14 protein-coding genes are annotated in these 13,054 nt (G+C 60.6%); 9 read left to right on the forward strand and 5 right to left on the reverse strand.

The features are described from left to right. The first annotated feature begins 22 nt into the window (after positions 1-22). On the forward strand, positions 23-523 hold the full coding sequence (locus tag MUU54_RS14630; protein ID WP_247244750.1) for a DUF2231 domain-containing protein: 501 nt from the start codon (positions 23-25) through the stop codon (positions 521-523). Here the strand turns inward: MUU54_RS14630 and MUU54_RS14635 are convergent. Then, positions 501-1,001 carry a CopD family protein gene (locus tag MUU54_RS14635; protein WP_247244751.1) on the reverse strand — a complete coding sequence of 167 codons (501 nt, stop codon included), beginning with the start codon at positions 999-1,001 and terminating at the stop codon, positions 501-503. The two genes, MUU54_RS14630 and MUU54_RS14635, sit on opposite strands and share 23 nt — an antisense overlap. 293 nt (positions 1,002-1,294) lie before the next feature. On the opposite strand from MUU54_RS14635, the gene MUU54_RS14640 reads away from it, so the two are divergent. The 3 genes from MUU54_RS14640 (at position 1,295) to MUU54_RS14650 (ending at position 4,415) form a co-directional block, all read left to right on the forward strand. After that, positions 1,295-1,828, forward strand: coding sequence for a DUF992 domain-containing protein (locus tag MUU54_RS14640; protein WP_247244752.1), 534 nt, complete (start codon positions 1,295-1,297; stop codon positions 1,826-1,828). Positions 1,829-2,077: 249 nt separating this feature from the next. After that, the gene (locus tag MUU54_RS14645; RefSeq protein WP_247244866.1) at positions 2,078-3,124 is read left to right on the forward strand and encodes a carboxynorspermidine decarboxylase; all 1,047 of its coding nucleotides are present in this window, start codon (positions 2,078-2,080) and stop codon (positions 3,122-3,124) included. Between the two features lie 49 nt (positions 3,125-3,173). Next, positions 3,174-4,415, forward strand: a complete 1,242-nt coding sequence (locus MUU54_RS14650; protein ID WP_247244753.1) for a saccharopine dehydrogenase family protein — start codon at positions 3,174-3,176, stop codon at positions 4,413-4,415. A 48-nt stretch (positions 4,416-4,463) separates the two neighbouring features. Here the strand turns inward: MUU54_RS14650 and MUU54_RS14655 are convergent, their stop codons facing one another. Both MUU54_RS14655 and MUU54_RS14660 read right to left on the reverse strand, forming a co-directional pair. Then, positions 4,464-5,192: a response regulator transcription factor gene (locus MUU54_RS14655; RefSeq protein ID WP_247244754.1), complete on the reverse strand. Its 729-nt coding sequence runs from the start codon at positions 5,190-5,192 to the stop codon at positions 4,464-4,466. Between the two features lie 14 nt (positions 5,193-5,206). Further along, on the reverse strand, positions 5,207-6,433 hold the full coding sequence (locus MUU54_RS14660; RefSeq protein ID WP_247244755.1) for a GAF domain-containing sensor histidine kinase: 1,227 nt from the start codon (positions 6,431-6,433) through the stop codon (positions 5,207-5,209). 261 nt (positions 6,434-6,694) lie between these two features. Here MUU54_RS14660 and MUU54_RS14665 point away from each other — a divergent pair, with 261 nt between their 5' ends. The 5 genes from MUU54_RS14665 (at position 6,695) to MUU54_RS14685 (ending at position 12,093) form a co-directional block, all read left to right on the forward strand. After that, positions 6,695-7,711, forward strand: coding sequence for an ABC transporter substrate-binding protein (locus MUU54_RS14665; protein WP_247244756.1), 1,017 nt, complete (start codon positions 6,695-6,697; stop codon positions 7,709-7,711). An 86-nt stretch (positions 7,712-7,797) separates the two neighbouring features. Next, the gene (locus MUU54_RS14670; protein ID WP_247244757.1) at positions 7,798-9,258 is read left to right on the forward strand and encodes a sugar ABC transporter ATP-binding protein; all 1,461 of its coding nucleotides are present in this window, start codon (positions 7,798-7,800) and stop codon (positions 9,256-9,258) included. Continuing rightward, the gene (locus MUU54_RS14675; RefSeq protein ID WP_247244758.1) at positions 9,255-10,196 is read left to right on the forward strand and encodes an ABC transporter permease; all 942 of its coding nucleotides are present in this window, start codon (positions 9,255-9,257) and stop codon (positions 10,194-10,196) included. The genes MUU54_RS14670 and MUU54_RS14675 overlap by 4 nt, the downstream gene beginning before the upstream one ends. After that, positions 10,193-11,140: an ABC transporter permease gene (locus tag MUU54_RS14680; protein ID WP_247244759.1), complete on the forward strand. Its 948-nt coding sequence runs from the start codon at positions 10,193-10,195 to the stop codon at positions 11,138-11,140. The genes MUU54_RS14675 and MUU54_RS14680 overlap by 4 nt, the downstream gene beginning before the upstream one ends. Positions 11,141-11,184: 44 nt before the next feature. Next, entirely contained in the window at positions 11,185-12,093 is a 909-nt protein-coding gene (locus tag MUU54_RS14685; protein WP_247244867.1) for an SMP-30/gluconolactonase/LRE family protein, read from the forward strand. Here MUU54_RS14685 and MUU54_RS14690 read toward each other — a convergent pair. Both MUU54_RS14690 and MUU54_RS14695 read right to left on the reverse strand, forming a co-directional pair. Continuing rightward, positions 12,090-12,362: a DUF982 domain-containing protein gene (locus tag MUU54_RS14690; protein ID WP_247244760.1), complete on the reverse strand. Its 273-nt coding sequence runs from the start codon at positions 12,360-12,362 to the stop codon at positions 12,090-12,092. The genes MUU54_RS14685 and MUU54_RS14690 overlap by 4 nt on opposite strands. Before the next feature lie 112 nt (positions 12,363-12,474). Beyond that, a complete protein-coding gene (locus tag MUU54_RS14695) occupies positions 12,475-12,954 on the reverse strand; it encodes a pyridoxamine 5'-phosphate oxidase family protein (RefSeq protein WP_247244761.1) in 480 nt (159 codons plus the stop codon). Positions 12,955-13,054: the final 100 nt, after the last annotated feature.

Consider the following 13,054-nt stretch of genomic DNA (forward strand, 5'->3'; position numbering starts at 1 on the left):
AGGCGGAGAAGGGAGCCGAAGAATGAGTACTGCGGAAGAAACTGAAAATCCCGTCATCTCGAAGGTCAAAGAGAAGGACGTCACTTCGGCCGTTGCTGTGGCCGGTCATCCCTTGCATGCGATGACCGTTCACTTTCCGATCGCGCTGGTCTTCGTGACCTTTGCGATCGATGTCATCTACTGGTGGTCGGCCGATCCGTTCTGGCTGAGGGCTGGCGTATGGTCCTCGGGCGGGGCCTTCTTCATGGGCGCCGCGGCTGGGGCTGTGGGAACAGCCGAACTGCTCATGGTGGCCGGAATTCGAGGGCGTGTCGCGAGCTGGGCGCATGCCGTCGCGGCGATGATGCTGATCGCAGTTGCCGGACTGAACTGGGGTTTGCGCGTCACCGATGCTGCCGAGATCCTGCCGCATGGGTTGCTCGTTTCGGCCCTTGCCGCCGTTCTCGCGGGGATGGCAGGGTGGCACGGTGGGAAGCTTATTTTCCATCATGGCATCGGCCTCATGGTATCGCCCAAGGACTGATGGATTGCGCGAGGCGCCGCAAGGCGCCGGGCTCGAAGAGGTCCTGGGCGAACTGCGCGCTGATTGTCGGCTTGGCCAGGACTACGAAGAGTATGGTGAGCACGACACCACCGGTGAGGGCCGTGGTGAAGATGAAGCGCCAGACAGGATAGATCTCCCCCTCGCGGAACAGTCGGATGATCACGAGACCGGTCAGCACGTGCAGGATCACGAGTAGGGCTACAAAGAATAGTTTGACGGAGAACCATCCGGCAAAAGTCTGCTGACCGAAGATCAGAAGGATTCCGCTCGCAACAGCCAGGAAGGCGGCGGGCGATATGATGGTGACATAGGCAAACCGCACCATCATCTGCAGCCGGTAGAGGGCCTCCTTGTCCTTCACATGCGCACGCTGCACGTAGAGGCCGGGCAGACTGACGAGGCCACCAGCCCAGATTGAGATAGCAGCGATGTGAATGAACTTCAGGACAAGGATCATGAAGTCTCTCGCGCGGAGCGAGGCGTCGTTGCGTCATTCATGGTGCCCCACTTTTGAGTTTCCCGGTGCCGTTGTCTGGGGGCACTTAGGGCAGTGGCGGAACCCTTCTAGTCACAACAATGGGAGAATTGGCAGGCTCGACCTGCCATGCCGCAAGCCGGGAGGTTGAAACAGAGCTTAACGAACTGTTACCCGACGCAAGCGGATCATTTTTCGATCACATTCGTTCTCTTCAACTGAATACGCAGCCGTCGCCTCAAGACGACGCGTAGAAATTTCAGAAGGAGTTTGAGATGAAGACCATCCTCGCGCTAAGCCTTTCCGCCTCTGCCGCTGCATTTTCGGCCGCGCCAACTGCTATTGCTGCCGACGCCGTTCGCTACCAGGAGCCTGTGCCGACCTATCAGGAGATGGATGCCCGCAATGGCGTGAAAATTGGCTATCTGACGTGCGACATCGGCGGTGGCGTCGGCTATGTGCTCGGCTCTGCCAAGGAAGTTAGCTGCGTCTTCACATCCACGGACGCCGACCGCCACGACGCTTATGTCGGCACCATCCGCAAGATGGGCATTGATCTCGGCTTCACGACACGCGGCAAGATGGTCTGGGCCGTCTTCGCACCGACCGCGGGTTACCACACCGGCTCGCTGGGTGGCCTCTATCAGGGTGCAACTGCCGAGGCGACCGTCGGTGCCGGGATCGGCGCAAACATCCTGGTTGGCGGCACGGCCGGCTCCATTCATCTGCAGACGGTCAGCGTGCAAGGCCAGCTTGGTCTAAACGTTGCTGCCACCGGCACGTCGATGACACTGACGCCAGTTAGCTGATCATCCGCTTCTGCCTAAGCCTTGGGACGGCCTCTCCACGAGGGCCGTCCCATTTCTCATTCGCAGTCACGCTTTGCCGGACTGATCATTTTCTCCGGGACCACGCAAAGCCTGGCTTGGTTCGGGTTGAGTCTCCCGCTGATCCGGGGTATTCGCCCCCCTCTGACAAGACAGCGCAGAGGTTGAGGCGTGACCAGCGACATTCAAACCCCTTACTACCTGATCGACAAGTCGAAGCTTCTCCGGAACATGGAGAAGATCGCGACGCTGCGCGAGCGTTCCGGCGCCAAGGCCCTGCTTGCCTTGAAGTGCTTTGCCACCTGGTCGGTCTTCGATTTCATGCGCGACTATATGGACGGCACGACCTCATCGTCGCTCAACGAAGTTCGCCTCGGCCACGAGCGCTTCGGTAAGGAAACCCACGCCTACTCCGTGGCCTATGCCGATTATGAGATCGACGAGGTCGTCTCCCACGCCGACAAGATCATCTTCAACTCGATCGGGCAGCTCACCCGTTTCGAAAAGCAATCCTCCGGCATCATCCGCGGCCTGCGTTTGAACCCCGGCATCTCGTCGTCGAGCTTCGACCTCGCAGATCCCGCCCGCCCCTTCTCGCGGCTTGGCGAATGGGACCTGAAGAAGGTCGAGCCGGTTATGGATCTGATCTCGGGCTTCATGATCCACAACAACTGCGAAAATAGCGATTTCGACCTCTTCGACCGCATGCTGGGCGAGATCGAACAGAAGTTCGGCCCGCTCCTCAAGAAGGCCGACTGGGTCTCGCTCGGCGGCGGCATCCATTTCACCGGCAAAGACTATCCGCTGGAAAAATTCGCCGAACGCCTCAAGCGCTTTTCCGGCGAGTTCGGCGTCCACGTCTATCTGGAGCCCGGGGAAGCCTCGATCACCAAGTCGACCACGCTTGAAGTCACCGTGCTCGACAAGCTTTACAACGGCAAGGATCTTGTCGTGGTGGATAGCTCCATCGAAGCGCATCTCCTCGATCTCCTGATCTACCGGGAAAGCGCAAAGGTCCACCCCAACCAGGGACCGCACCGGTACCAGGTCTGCGGCAAGTCCTGCCTCGCGGGCGATATCTTCGGCGAATTCAACTTCGAAAAGGAATTGAACATCGGCGACCGCATCTCGCTGCAGGACACCGCCGGCTACACGATGGTCAAGAAAAACTGGTTTAACGGCGTTCAAATGCCGGCAATCGCCATCCGCGAACTGGATGGCAGCCTCAGGACGGTCCGTGAGTTCGACTACACGGACTACGAAACAAGCCTGTCCTGATTGCCTCAGGAACAGGTTCTGACGATTGGACATAGGAGTTGGTCCCATTATGAAGAAGAACGTGCTCATCATCGGCGCCGGCGGCGTCGCCCAGGTGGTCGCGCACAAATGTGCGCAGAACAACGACGTGCTCGGCGACATCCATATCGCCTCGCGCACCAAGGCGAAGTGCGACGCGATCATCGCTTCCGTGCACGAAAAGAAGGCGATGAAGCAGCCGGGCGTTCTCGAAGCCCATGCGCTCGACGCCCTCGACATCGAAGCCACCAAGGCGCTGATTACCAAGCTCGGCACTGAGATCGTTGTTAATGTCGGCACCGCCTTCCTCAACATGTCGGTCTTACGCGCCTGTATGGACACCGGTGTGGCCTATATCGACACCGCGATCCATGAAGAGCCGAACAAGATCTGCGAAACGCCGCCGTGGTATGGAAACTACGAGTGGAAGCGTGCTGCCGAATGCGAGGAAAAGGGCATCACCGCTATCCTCGGCGCCGGCTTTGATCCGGGCGTCGTCAACGCCTATGCGCGTCTCGCCAAAGACGAATATCTCGACAAGGTGACCGACGTCGACATCGTCGACATCAATGCCGGCAGCCACGGCAAGTATTTCGCCACGAACTTCGACCCGGAAATCAACTTCCGCGAATTCACCGGCGTCGTCTATTCCTGGCAGGGCGGCGAGTGGAAGGTCAACAAGATGTTCGAGATCGGCAAGGACTACGACCTGCCGGTCGTCGGCACCCGCCGCGCCTATCTCTGCGGCCATGATGAAGTGCATTCGCTGGCCAAGAACATGGACGGCGCCGACGTGCGCTTCTGGATGGGCTTCGGCGACCACTACATCAACGTCTTCACCGTGCTGAAGAACATTGGCCTTTTGTCCGAGCAGCCGGTGAGGCTTGCCAACGGCGATGAAGTCGTGCCGCTCAAGGTGGTCAAGGCTTGCCTGCCGGATCCTGCGTCGCTTGCCCCTGAATACGAAGGCAAGACCTGCATCGGCGACTTCGTGAAGGGTATCAAGGACGGCAAGGAACGGACGGTATTCATCTACAACGTCGCGGATCACAAGGAAGCCTACAACGAAGTCGGCAGCCAGGGCATCAGCTACACTGCCGGTGTTCCTCCGGTCGCCGCAGCCATGCTCGTTGCCACCGGCGAGTGGGACATGAAGAAGATGGCAAACGTCGAAGAGCTGCCGCCGCGGCCCTTCCTCAACGTCCTCAACCACATCGGTCTGCCGACATGGATACGGGATGAAGAGGGTGAGCGTCCGCTTACCTTCTCCTGATCTTCCGAATGACTTTGACTGAGGCGCCGTGGCGAAAGCTGCGGCGCCTTAGTTATGTCTTATGCCGAGCCACTCATTCAGCTCGGCTTCAGCGCGTTCGAGCGCGCTGTAGTTGATCAGCTTACGCATGAAGGCGACGGCAACGGCGCGGCTGCGGAGGTTGTAGCGTCCTTCGTCGCCCTCCTCGCCGACCCGCTGATAGACGTTGAGCTTTTCATAAAGCTGCTGCAGCCGGTTCTGCACGCTGCGGAGAGACAGGTTTTGACGGCGGGCGATCATCCGGTCGGTCAGTCCAAGTGCGATGTCGACCAGGATCTCGTATTCGACATCGGTGAAGCCGTTGATGTTTCCGAGGCTTTTCTGCTGCATGCCGCGCACTTCACGGTCGATGACGCATTGCGACTCCATGAAGATGCTGCGCAGCGCCAGCTTGAGCCGGTCGTCCGAAGCTGACTTGAGGACATAGCCGTAGGCGGCGCCTTCCGGCACGATTCGCGAGACGCCGCGGACATAGGCTTCGTCCGCATAGTTCGACCAGAACAGGATCCGGGTGTCCGGCCGTTCCTTCCAGATCGTCCGGGCGGCCTCGATGCCGTTGCGCTCGGACATCTGCAGGTCCATGACGATATGCGCCGAGCGATGCTGCCTCGCCAGACCTTCGCCGATCCTGCCATTCTCCGCTTCCAGCACGAGCTCGCATTCCGGCAATGCAGCAAGCACTGCGTCGTGCAGGTAGGACCGGTGGAGCGGGTCGTCTTCGACGATCAGAACTTCCATGTTGGCTTTCCTGTTCATGGCCGCTTCGGGCTGCTGCCGGGCAGTCGCAGCTTTACCTGCGTCCCCGTTCCGTCTGCTCTGCCACCGATCTCGAACCGGGCGCCGATCAGACGGGCTCTGGTCCGCATGTTGTCGATGCCGTGGCCGGCTTGTTCCTGCGGCCGACCGATACCGACGCCGTCATCTGTGACGACAACCGACAGGCCGCTGTCCGCCTGCTGCAAGGTGACGATGATCTCGGATGGCTGACCGTGACGGACGGCGTTGTTGATCGCTTCCTGAACGATGCGGAACAAGGCGGTGGCGACGGTCTGGTCGAGCATGTCGAGCTTTCCTCCGCTGTTATCTTCAAACCGGAAGCGGACAGACGCGCCGGTCTCTCGCACGGAGCGTTCTAGATGGTTCTCGATGGCCTCCGCGACGCCGAAGAGCTGCAGCACGGAGGGCTTGGCCTCCTCGATGATCTGGCGCAGGTCGTGCATGCAGTGCTGCAGGCTGCGGAACAGAGGCTCCAGCGTCTCGCCCGGCATGTCCGGCAGATGCGTCAGCCGCTCCATCCGTCGCGCGAGGCGTGTCAGGTCCGCGAGGGTCTGGTCGTGCAGGTCCATTCCTATCCGCTGGCGCTCCGCCTCGAGGGCTTCGGTGAGCTTTAGTGCTCCGAGGCGCAGGCCCTCCTCACGGGCGCGCGCTTCCGTTTCCACGACCGCTGAACGTTTGGCCTGCTCGGCTGCGCGAAGGGCGAAAAAGTAGGGCGCCAACAGGTCGGCAATCGATCGCGCGTTCTCGACGTCCTCCAGCGTGTAGTGGTCGGGCTGGTGGCTCGAGCAGCTCAGGGCGCCGATGATATCGCCCTGGACCCGCAGAGGAACGTGCAACCGGCTGCGGAGCGAAAGGGCGATGATTGGGCTTGAAAAGGCGCCGTCGAAGTGGAAGCGCGGATCGGAACAGGCGTCGCCCGATAGCAGGTAGTCGACTTCGCCGGAGAGGAGGCTACGGATGGGACTTCCCGTCAACAGGGCAGGCGGTTGCTGGCTCCACGCGGTCTCGAGGCCGCTTTCGTAGGCGATATGATACTTGCCGTCGATCATCTTGATGCAGACGTCGAGATGATCGTGCGGGATGATGTGTCCGATCTCGACGGCGACCGCCTGGATGATCGCGTTGAAATCTAGCTGTCCCGCAAGAAGGCGGGAGATTCCCAGGTAGTGCTCGAAGAGCCCGTTGCGTGTCCGGTTTAGCATGAGGCGACGTCCTCCCAGCCGTCGGCAGATGGCACAGAGCGCACAACACATTAAGCGCTGCGCATCCGCGCTTGTCTTGCGGGTTCCCGCAAATTTTGCGCGATCCTCCGCATCCACATTGCTTCAATCCGCCTTTGCAAGGTAGCACTTCTCCTACATTCTCCTCATACTGACGCCTTGGCGCCAGTTCAAACATCAATCGACGGGCCGTTGAGGAGCGGACCCTGGTAGATGAGCCCGCGGGCGATAGGGAGGAAAATCATGACCATCAAGAAGATGCTTCTGGCATCGATCGCGCTTGCATTCGTAGCGGCGCCGATCTCTGCTTCGGCTGAGACTGCCGACAAGCGGATTGCGCTGTCCAACAACTACGCCGGAAATTCCTGGCGTCAGGCCATGCTGACGAGCTGGGACAAGATCACCAAGGAAGCCGTCAACGAGGGCACCGTCGCCGCAGCCGATGCCTTCACCACAGCTGAAAACCAGGCGACCGAGCAGGCCGCCCAAATTCAGAACCTGATCCTTCAAGGCTATGATGCAATCGTCGTCAACGCGGCTTCTCCGACGGCACTCAATGGTGCGATCAAGGAAGCCTGCGACGCCGGCATCGTCGTCGTCTCGTTTGACGGCATCGTCACCGAACCCTGTGCTTGGCGCATCGCCGTAGACTTCAAGGCGATGGGCGAAAGCCAGATCGAATACCTCGCCAAGAAGATGCCGGAAGGTGGCAACCTGCTTGAGATCCGTGGCCTGGCCGGCGTTTCCGTCGATGACGAAATCCATGCCGGTATCCAGGCAGGCGTCGAGAAGAACCCGCAGTTCAAGATCGTCGGCTCCGTCAACGGCGACTGGGCGCAGGACGTGGCGCAGCGTGCGGTTGCCGGAATTCTGCCGAGTCTTCCGGAGATCGCTGCCGTCGTGACACAAGGTGGCGACGGCTACGGTGCAGCACAGGCTTTCGCCGCAGCCAACCGGCCGATGCCGACCATCGTCATGGGCAACCGCGAAGACGAGCTCCGCTGGTGGAAGGAGCAGAAGGACGCCAACGGCTACGAGACGATGTCCGTCTCGATCGCACCCGGCGTCTCCACGCTCGCCTTCTGGGTGGCGCAGCAGATCCTCGACGGCAAGGACGTGAAGAAGGATCTGACGGTTCCCTTCCTGCGGATCGATCAGGAAAATCTTGAGGCAAATCTCGAGAGCACTGAAAAGGGTGGCGTCGCGAACGTCGAATACTCGCTCGAAGACGCGCAAAAGGTGATCGGAGCCGACATGTAGGGTGCCTTCACCCGACCGCTCCTCCGGGCGCGGCCTTACGCGGCGTCCGGAGGGGATGTTCATCTGCTTCAGGCGGAATTCTCTCCATGAATGAAATAGCCCACGAACAGGAAGTCGTTGCTGCTCGCGGTGTGAAGGTCGCTTTCGGCGCGGTGAGGGCGCTGGACGGCGCCGATCTTGTCATCCGCGCCGGTGAATGCGTCGGGTTGGTCGGCCACAATGGTGCGGGCAAATCGACCATCGTGAATGTCATCAACGGTGGGCTCACACCCCACGAAGGAACGATCAGCTACGGTGGTGAGGTGGCCCAGGGGATCACCGCCTCTCGCGCCCATGGCGTTCGCTGCGTCTTCCAGGAACTGTCGCTCTGCCCGAACCTGACGGTGGCGGAGAACGCGCGTGTCATGCACAGCGACCTCACGGGGACGGGCTGGCGCAAGCAGGCGCTCGCTCTTGTGAAGCAGCAGCTTTCGGACATTTTCCCAGGACACACGATCGATTGTGAAAGCGTCGTTGAAGATCTGACGATCGCCGAGCGGCAGATGGTCGAGATTGCAATCAGCTTCGGCGCCGTTGCAGACCGTCCCCGCCTCGTCATTCTCGACGAGCCGACGTCCTCTCTCGATGCCGGACTGGCCGGGCAGTTGATGGCTTATGTCCGCCGCTTCGTCGAGGCAGGTGGATCTGTCCTGCTGATTTCCCACATCCTTGGCGAGATCCTGTCCACGTCTAACCGCATCGTGGTGATGAAGGACGGTAAGGTGGTCGCCGACAAGCCGGCGTCCCAATTCCAGACCCGTAGCCTCGTCGAGGCAATGGGAAGTGTGGTGCGTGAACAAGGCTCTGACCGCACAGCCAGAGTGAGAACCGGGGATGCAGTGCTCTCCAAGCAGTTGAACCCGCGGAGCGACAGCCGGCTTGAAGCCTATGCCGGGGAGATCGTCGGGCTCGCCGGTCTCGGCGGGCACGGGCAGACGGAGGCGCTGCTCGAGATCTATCTCTCCGCAAACGGCAACTGGTGGCCGACGCGAGAGCCGAAGATGGCATTTGTAGCGGGTGATCGTGGGCTGAACGGCACGTTTTCGCTCTGGAGCATCCTTAAGAACCTCAGCGTCTCCTCGCTGAAGGCTCTGTCGTCGCGCAGCATGATCAGCGACGGGCGGGAAGCTGAGGTCGGAGACCGCTGGCGGAAGCGGATCGAGATCCGGACCCCCGACATGGACAACCCTATCCTCTCGCTTTCCGGCGGCAATCAGCAGAAGGTTCTGTTTGCGCGAGCACTCGTGACGACATCCAAGATCGTCTTGATGGACGATCCGATGCGCGGCGTCGATATCGGCACGAAGCAGGAGGTCTACGAAATCCTCCGCTCAGAGGCTTCTGCCGGGCGAACCTTCATCTGGTATTCCACCGAAATGGACGAGATCCGCCTTTGCGACCGCGTCTACGTCTTCCGGGACGGTGCGATCGCAGCCGAGCTCGTTGGCGAGGAAATCACGGAGGCGAATGTGCTGGCTGCATCTTTTGCTGGAGGGGTGGCCGTATGAAGCTCTCCTCCGGTGCCATCAGGCTTGTCATTCCGGCCGCCTCGCTCGCTGTCCTGCTTGCAGCCGTTTTCTATATGCAGCCGCGGGCGATGAGCTACACAGGCTTGAACCTTCTGTTCAATCTCGCCGTGCCCATCGCGCTTGCGACGATTGCCCAGATGCTCATCATGTCGGTGAACGACCTTGACCTCTCCATGGGGACGTTCGTCAGCTTTACCGCCTGTGTGACGGCGACCTTCCTGCAGAGCTCGCCTGCAATAGGCATACTGATCCTCGCGGGTGCGATTGCCGCATATGCGGCCCTCGGCGTCATCATCCATGTCCGTCAGTTGCCCTCGATCGTCGTGACGCTTGGCATGAGCTTCGTCTGGGGCGGCTTGGCGGTGCTCCTCCTACCGTCCCCGGGCGGTGCCGCCCCGGGTTGGGTTCGGTGGATCATGACGGCGAAGCCTCCGTTAGTTCCGGTGGCAATCGTCGCGAGCGTGATCATCGCCGCCTCCACGCACCTGCTGGTGATGCGTTCATCCCTCGGCGTCCTGATCCGCGGTGTGGGGGGCAATCAACGCTCAGTGGAGCGGGCGGGCTGGTCGATCGTCTGGTTGCGCGCCGCGGCCTACGCCATGGCCGGATTCTTCGCAGTGCTTGCTGGCATTGCGCTGGTCGGGCTGACGACCTCGGCAGATGCCAACATCGCGCTGCGCTATACGCTTCTGTCGATTGCCGGAGTGATCCTCGGCGGCGGCGAGTTCGTCGGCGGGCGCGTCTCGCCGATCGGTGCGGTGATCGGCGCTCTGACCCTGACCTTGGCCGGGTCGTTCCTCTCGTTCATGCGCATCTCGCCCGACTGGCAGATCGGCGCCCAGGGCGCGATCCTGATCGTCGTGCTCGCGCTGCGCCTCTTCCTCAATCGCCTCGAGAAGCGGGAGAAGAACCGATGAGCGCAGTGCGTAACTTAGGCAGCAGGCCGTGGATCTGGTCTTTCGCAGCCGCAGCGATCGTTTGGGTCGCGACAGTCTGGTTCACAGGAGGCTCAAGTGCGTTCGGCCTCTCACAGGCTACCCTAACGTTTGCCGCCTTCTCCATCATCGTCGGGGTCGGGCAGATGTTCGTCATCACGCTGGGGCCAGGCAATATCGACCTTTCCGTTCCTGCGACGATGACGCTGTCCGGGACGCTCGCGCTGAAGGTGATGGACGTGCAGGACGGGATGATCCTTGTCGGCCTCCTTGTCGCAGTTCTTGTGGGGGTGGCGATCGGTATCGGCAACTATGCGCTGATCAAGCTCCTCCGCATTCCACCGATCATCGCGACACTGTCGATGAGCTTCATCGTGCAGTCCTTCGCGATCTGGACCAATCGGGGCTTGCGCATCAAGCCACCGGAGATGCTTTCCAGCTTCGCCACCTCCTACAGCTTCGGCATCCCGAACGTCGCGCTGATCGCCTTGCTCATTTCAACCGTGGCTTGGGTTCTGCTGGAGAAGTCCATCTATGGACGCTGGATTTCCGCCATCGGTCAAAGCAGCTTCGCGGCTCGTATGGCCGGCATCCCGGTGGACGGTACCCGCTTCGTTACCTACGTCCTCTGCGCCGTCCTGGCGGCTCTTTGCGGCTATCTTCTCGCCAGCTTCTCCGGCGGCGCGGCGCTCAACATGGGCGCCGAATACCTTCTTATGTCGATTGCGGTCGTGGTGATCGGCGGTACGGCGGTTGCCGGCGGAAACTCGAACGTGCCGGGAATCTGGGGCGCCTCGCTTTTCATGTTTCTGGTCGTTTCGATGCTCAACACCTACGGGTTCGGCGCAGGCGTCAGACTGATCCTGACGGGGCTCATCATCATCGCCGTCATCCTGGCGGCCGGAGGCAGGAAGGCGGTCCGATGAAGCTAGATACCGTCAGCAATCACTCGAACGTTCAGGCCTCGCACATGTCGCACTCAGACTCGATCTACGAAATCCACGACGAGCGTTTCCGTCATCTGATCGTGGCAACCGCTGGCCTGGAAGAGCTTTATTCGGGCTGCCGCTGGGCGGAGGGGCCGGTCTGGTTTGCAGATACCCAATGCCTGATCTTCAGCGACATTCCGAACCAGCGCATGCTGCGCTGGGTGGAGGGTGGCGGGGTGTCGGTCTTCCGTTCCCCGTCCAACTTTACCAACGGCAACACCCGCGACCGGCAGGGACGGCTTGTTTCGTGCGAGCACGGTGGCAGACGGGTGGTTCGAACGGAACTGGATGGCTCGATCACGGTGCTTGCGGACAGCTACCAGGGCAAGCGGCTTAATTCGCCGAACGACGTCGTCGTCGCGTCGGACGACGGCGTCTGGTTCACCGATCCCACCTACGGGATTCTTTCCGACTACGAGGGTTACCGGGCGGAGCCGGAGCAGGAGACACGCAATGTCTACCGCCTCGACATCCGATCCGGGGAACTGGCGGCTGTCATAACTGATTTTGGCCAACCGAACGGACTTGCCTTCTCGCCGGACGAGAGCCGCCTTTATGTCGCCGATTCAGCTTCAAGCCACAATCCTCATGCGCCACGGCATATCCGCGTCTTCGATGTGATCGATGGCCGCCGAGCGACTAACGGCCGAGTCTTCTGCAACATCGACGCCGGTCTTCCGGATGGCTTCCGGGTGGACCGTAACGGAAACGTATGGACGAGTGCCGCCGATGGCGTTCATTGCTTCGCAGCAGACGGAGCACTTCTTGGAAAGATCAGAGTTCCACAGGTGGTGGCGAACGTGGCGTTCGGCGGTGTCCGCCGCAACCGCTTGTTCATCACCGCCACCAGGAGCCTCTATTCGGTCTACCTGGCCATCAACGGGATCTAGGCGGCCAAAGGCTCGGCCAGCATCTTGGCCTCAATGCATGCGTTAAAGAATGCTTCGCGCGCGGCTTCAAGGCATCCTTGTCCCTCCATGACGTCGGCGCACAAGGCTTTGGCGGCGCGGCAGTTATCGCCATCGACTGCTGGCCAGCGGAACTGAAGGTAGCTCAGAGCCTCTCGCGGCCCCCAAATGGTTTCAGGAAAGCCGTACCCAATTCTGACGCGGACAGGAGAGGTCCAGCGAACTTCGCTGGAGCGGATGATCATGTTCATTACACTACCCTACATTCGGGCAGCTTTAACGTTCGAATGGCGCGATGGTTTCAGACGCGCGGGGAAATATCGGCATGCACCGAAGCCGGTCACCTCAGCGCATGCCGGGCGCCTATAGATTGACCTTCTCGTTGTCGCCCATGTCCGGCTTAGAGCTGGAAACGGCGGCAGCGGCCATCTTGATGTAGCTGATGACCGTACCGGGGCTGTCCCAGTATTCTGCCGAGGCAGGCTCTACCTTGAGAATCCGGATCGACGGATCGTCCGGGCTGTCCCACCAGGCCTTGGCGGGCGTGGACCAGATTTCGCGGATCAGTTCCCGGTCGTTCGAAACCTGCGCAGTACCGGAAACGGAGACGTACTTCTGACCCTTCGTGTCGGCAAAGGCGAGGCAAACGTTCGGCCAACGTGAGATCTCTTCGTCCTTGTGGCTTGCGACATCGGTCAGGAAGTAGATCGCATTTTCATCCTTCTTGGTGTAGGCCGACATCGGCCGCGAGCGGATGTCTCGACCGTTCTGCGTGGCGAGCATGCAGAAACCAATCCGGTCGATGAGCTCCCAGACCTTCGCAGTTTCATCATGATTGGACATTCTCATCTCCTTTGTTGAGATCAGAAAAACCCGGCCGCGCGCTGTCGGTTCCGCTGATGCAGTACCCTCCTACATGAACCTCTCGTTCAGCAATTGCTGA

Origin of the sequence: Pseudorhizobium tarimense (assembly GCF_022968135.1) — a bacterium.
GTDB classification, from domain to species: Bacteria; Pseudomonadota; Alphaproteobacteria; order Rhizobiales; family Rhizobiaceae; genus Neorhizobium; species Neorhizobium tarimense.

What these genes read in the sequence shown, in the direction of transcription:
- MUU54_RS14630 (WP_247244750.1), top strand. Translation starts at nt 23, where the DNA reads ATGAGTACTGCGGAAGAAACTGAAAATCCCGTCATCTCGAAGGTCAAA.
- MUU54_RS14635 (WP_247244751.1), bottom strand. Translation starts at nt 1,001, where the DNA reads ATGATCCTTGTCCTGAAGTTCATTCACATCGCTGCTATCTCAATCTGG.
- MUU54_RS14640 (WP_247244752.1), top strand. Translation starts at nt 1,295, where the DNA reads ATGAAGACCATCCTCGCGCTAAGCCTTTCCGCCTCTGCCGCTGCATTT.
- MUU54_RS14645 (WP_247244866.1), top strand. Translation starts at nt 2,078, where the DNA reads ATGGAGAAGATCGCGACGCTGCGCGAGCGTTCCGGCGCCAAGGCCCTG.
- MUU54_RS14650 (WP_247244753.1), top strand. Translation starts at nt 3,174, where the DNA reads ATGAAGAAGAACGTGCTCATCATCGGCGCCGGCGGCGTCGCCCAGGTG.
- MUU54_RS14655 (WP_247244754.1), bottom strand. Translation starts at nt 5,192, where the DNA reads ATGGAAGTTCTGATCGTCGAAGACGACCCGCTCCACCGGTCCTACCTG.
- MUU54_RS14660 (WP_247244755.1), bottom strand. Translation starts at nt 6,433, where the DNA reads ATGCTAAACCGGACACGCAACGGGCTCTTCGAGCACTACCTGGGAATC.
- MUU54_RS14665 (WP_247244756.1), top strand. Translation starts at nt 6,695, where the DNA reads ATGACCATCAAGAAGATGCTTCTGGCATCGATCGCGCTTGCATTCGTA.
- MUU54_RS14670 (WP_247244757.1), top strand. Translation starts at nt 7,798, where the DNA reads ATGAATGAAATAGCCCACGAACAGGAAGTCGTTGCTGCTCGCGGTGTG.
- MUU54_RS14675 (WP_247244758.1), top strand. Translation starts at nt 9,255, where the DNA reads ATGAAGCTCTCCTCCGGTGCCATCAGGCTTGTCATTCCGGCCGCCTCG.
- MUU54_RS14680 (WP_247244759.1), top strand. Translation starts at nt 10,193, where the DNA reads ATGAGCGCAGTGCGTAACTTAGGCAGCAGGCCGTGGATCTGGTCTTTC.
- MUU54_RS14685 (WP_247244867.1), top strand. Translation starts at nt 11,185, where the DNA reads ATGTCGCACTCAGACTCGATCTACGAAATCCACGACGAGCGTTTCCGT.
- MUU54_RS14690 (WP_247244760.1), bottom strand. Translation starts at nt 12,362, where the DNA reads ATGAACATGATCATCCGCTCCAGCGAAGTTCGCTGGACCTCTCCTGTC.
- MUU54_RS14695 (WP_247244761.1), bottom strand. Translation starts at nt 12,954, where the DNA reads ATGTCCAATCATGATGAAACTGCGAAGGTCTGGGAGCTCATCGACCGG.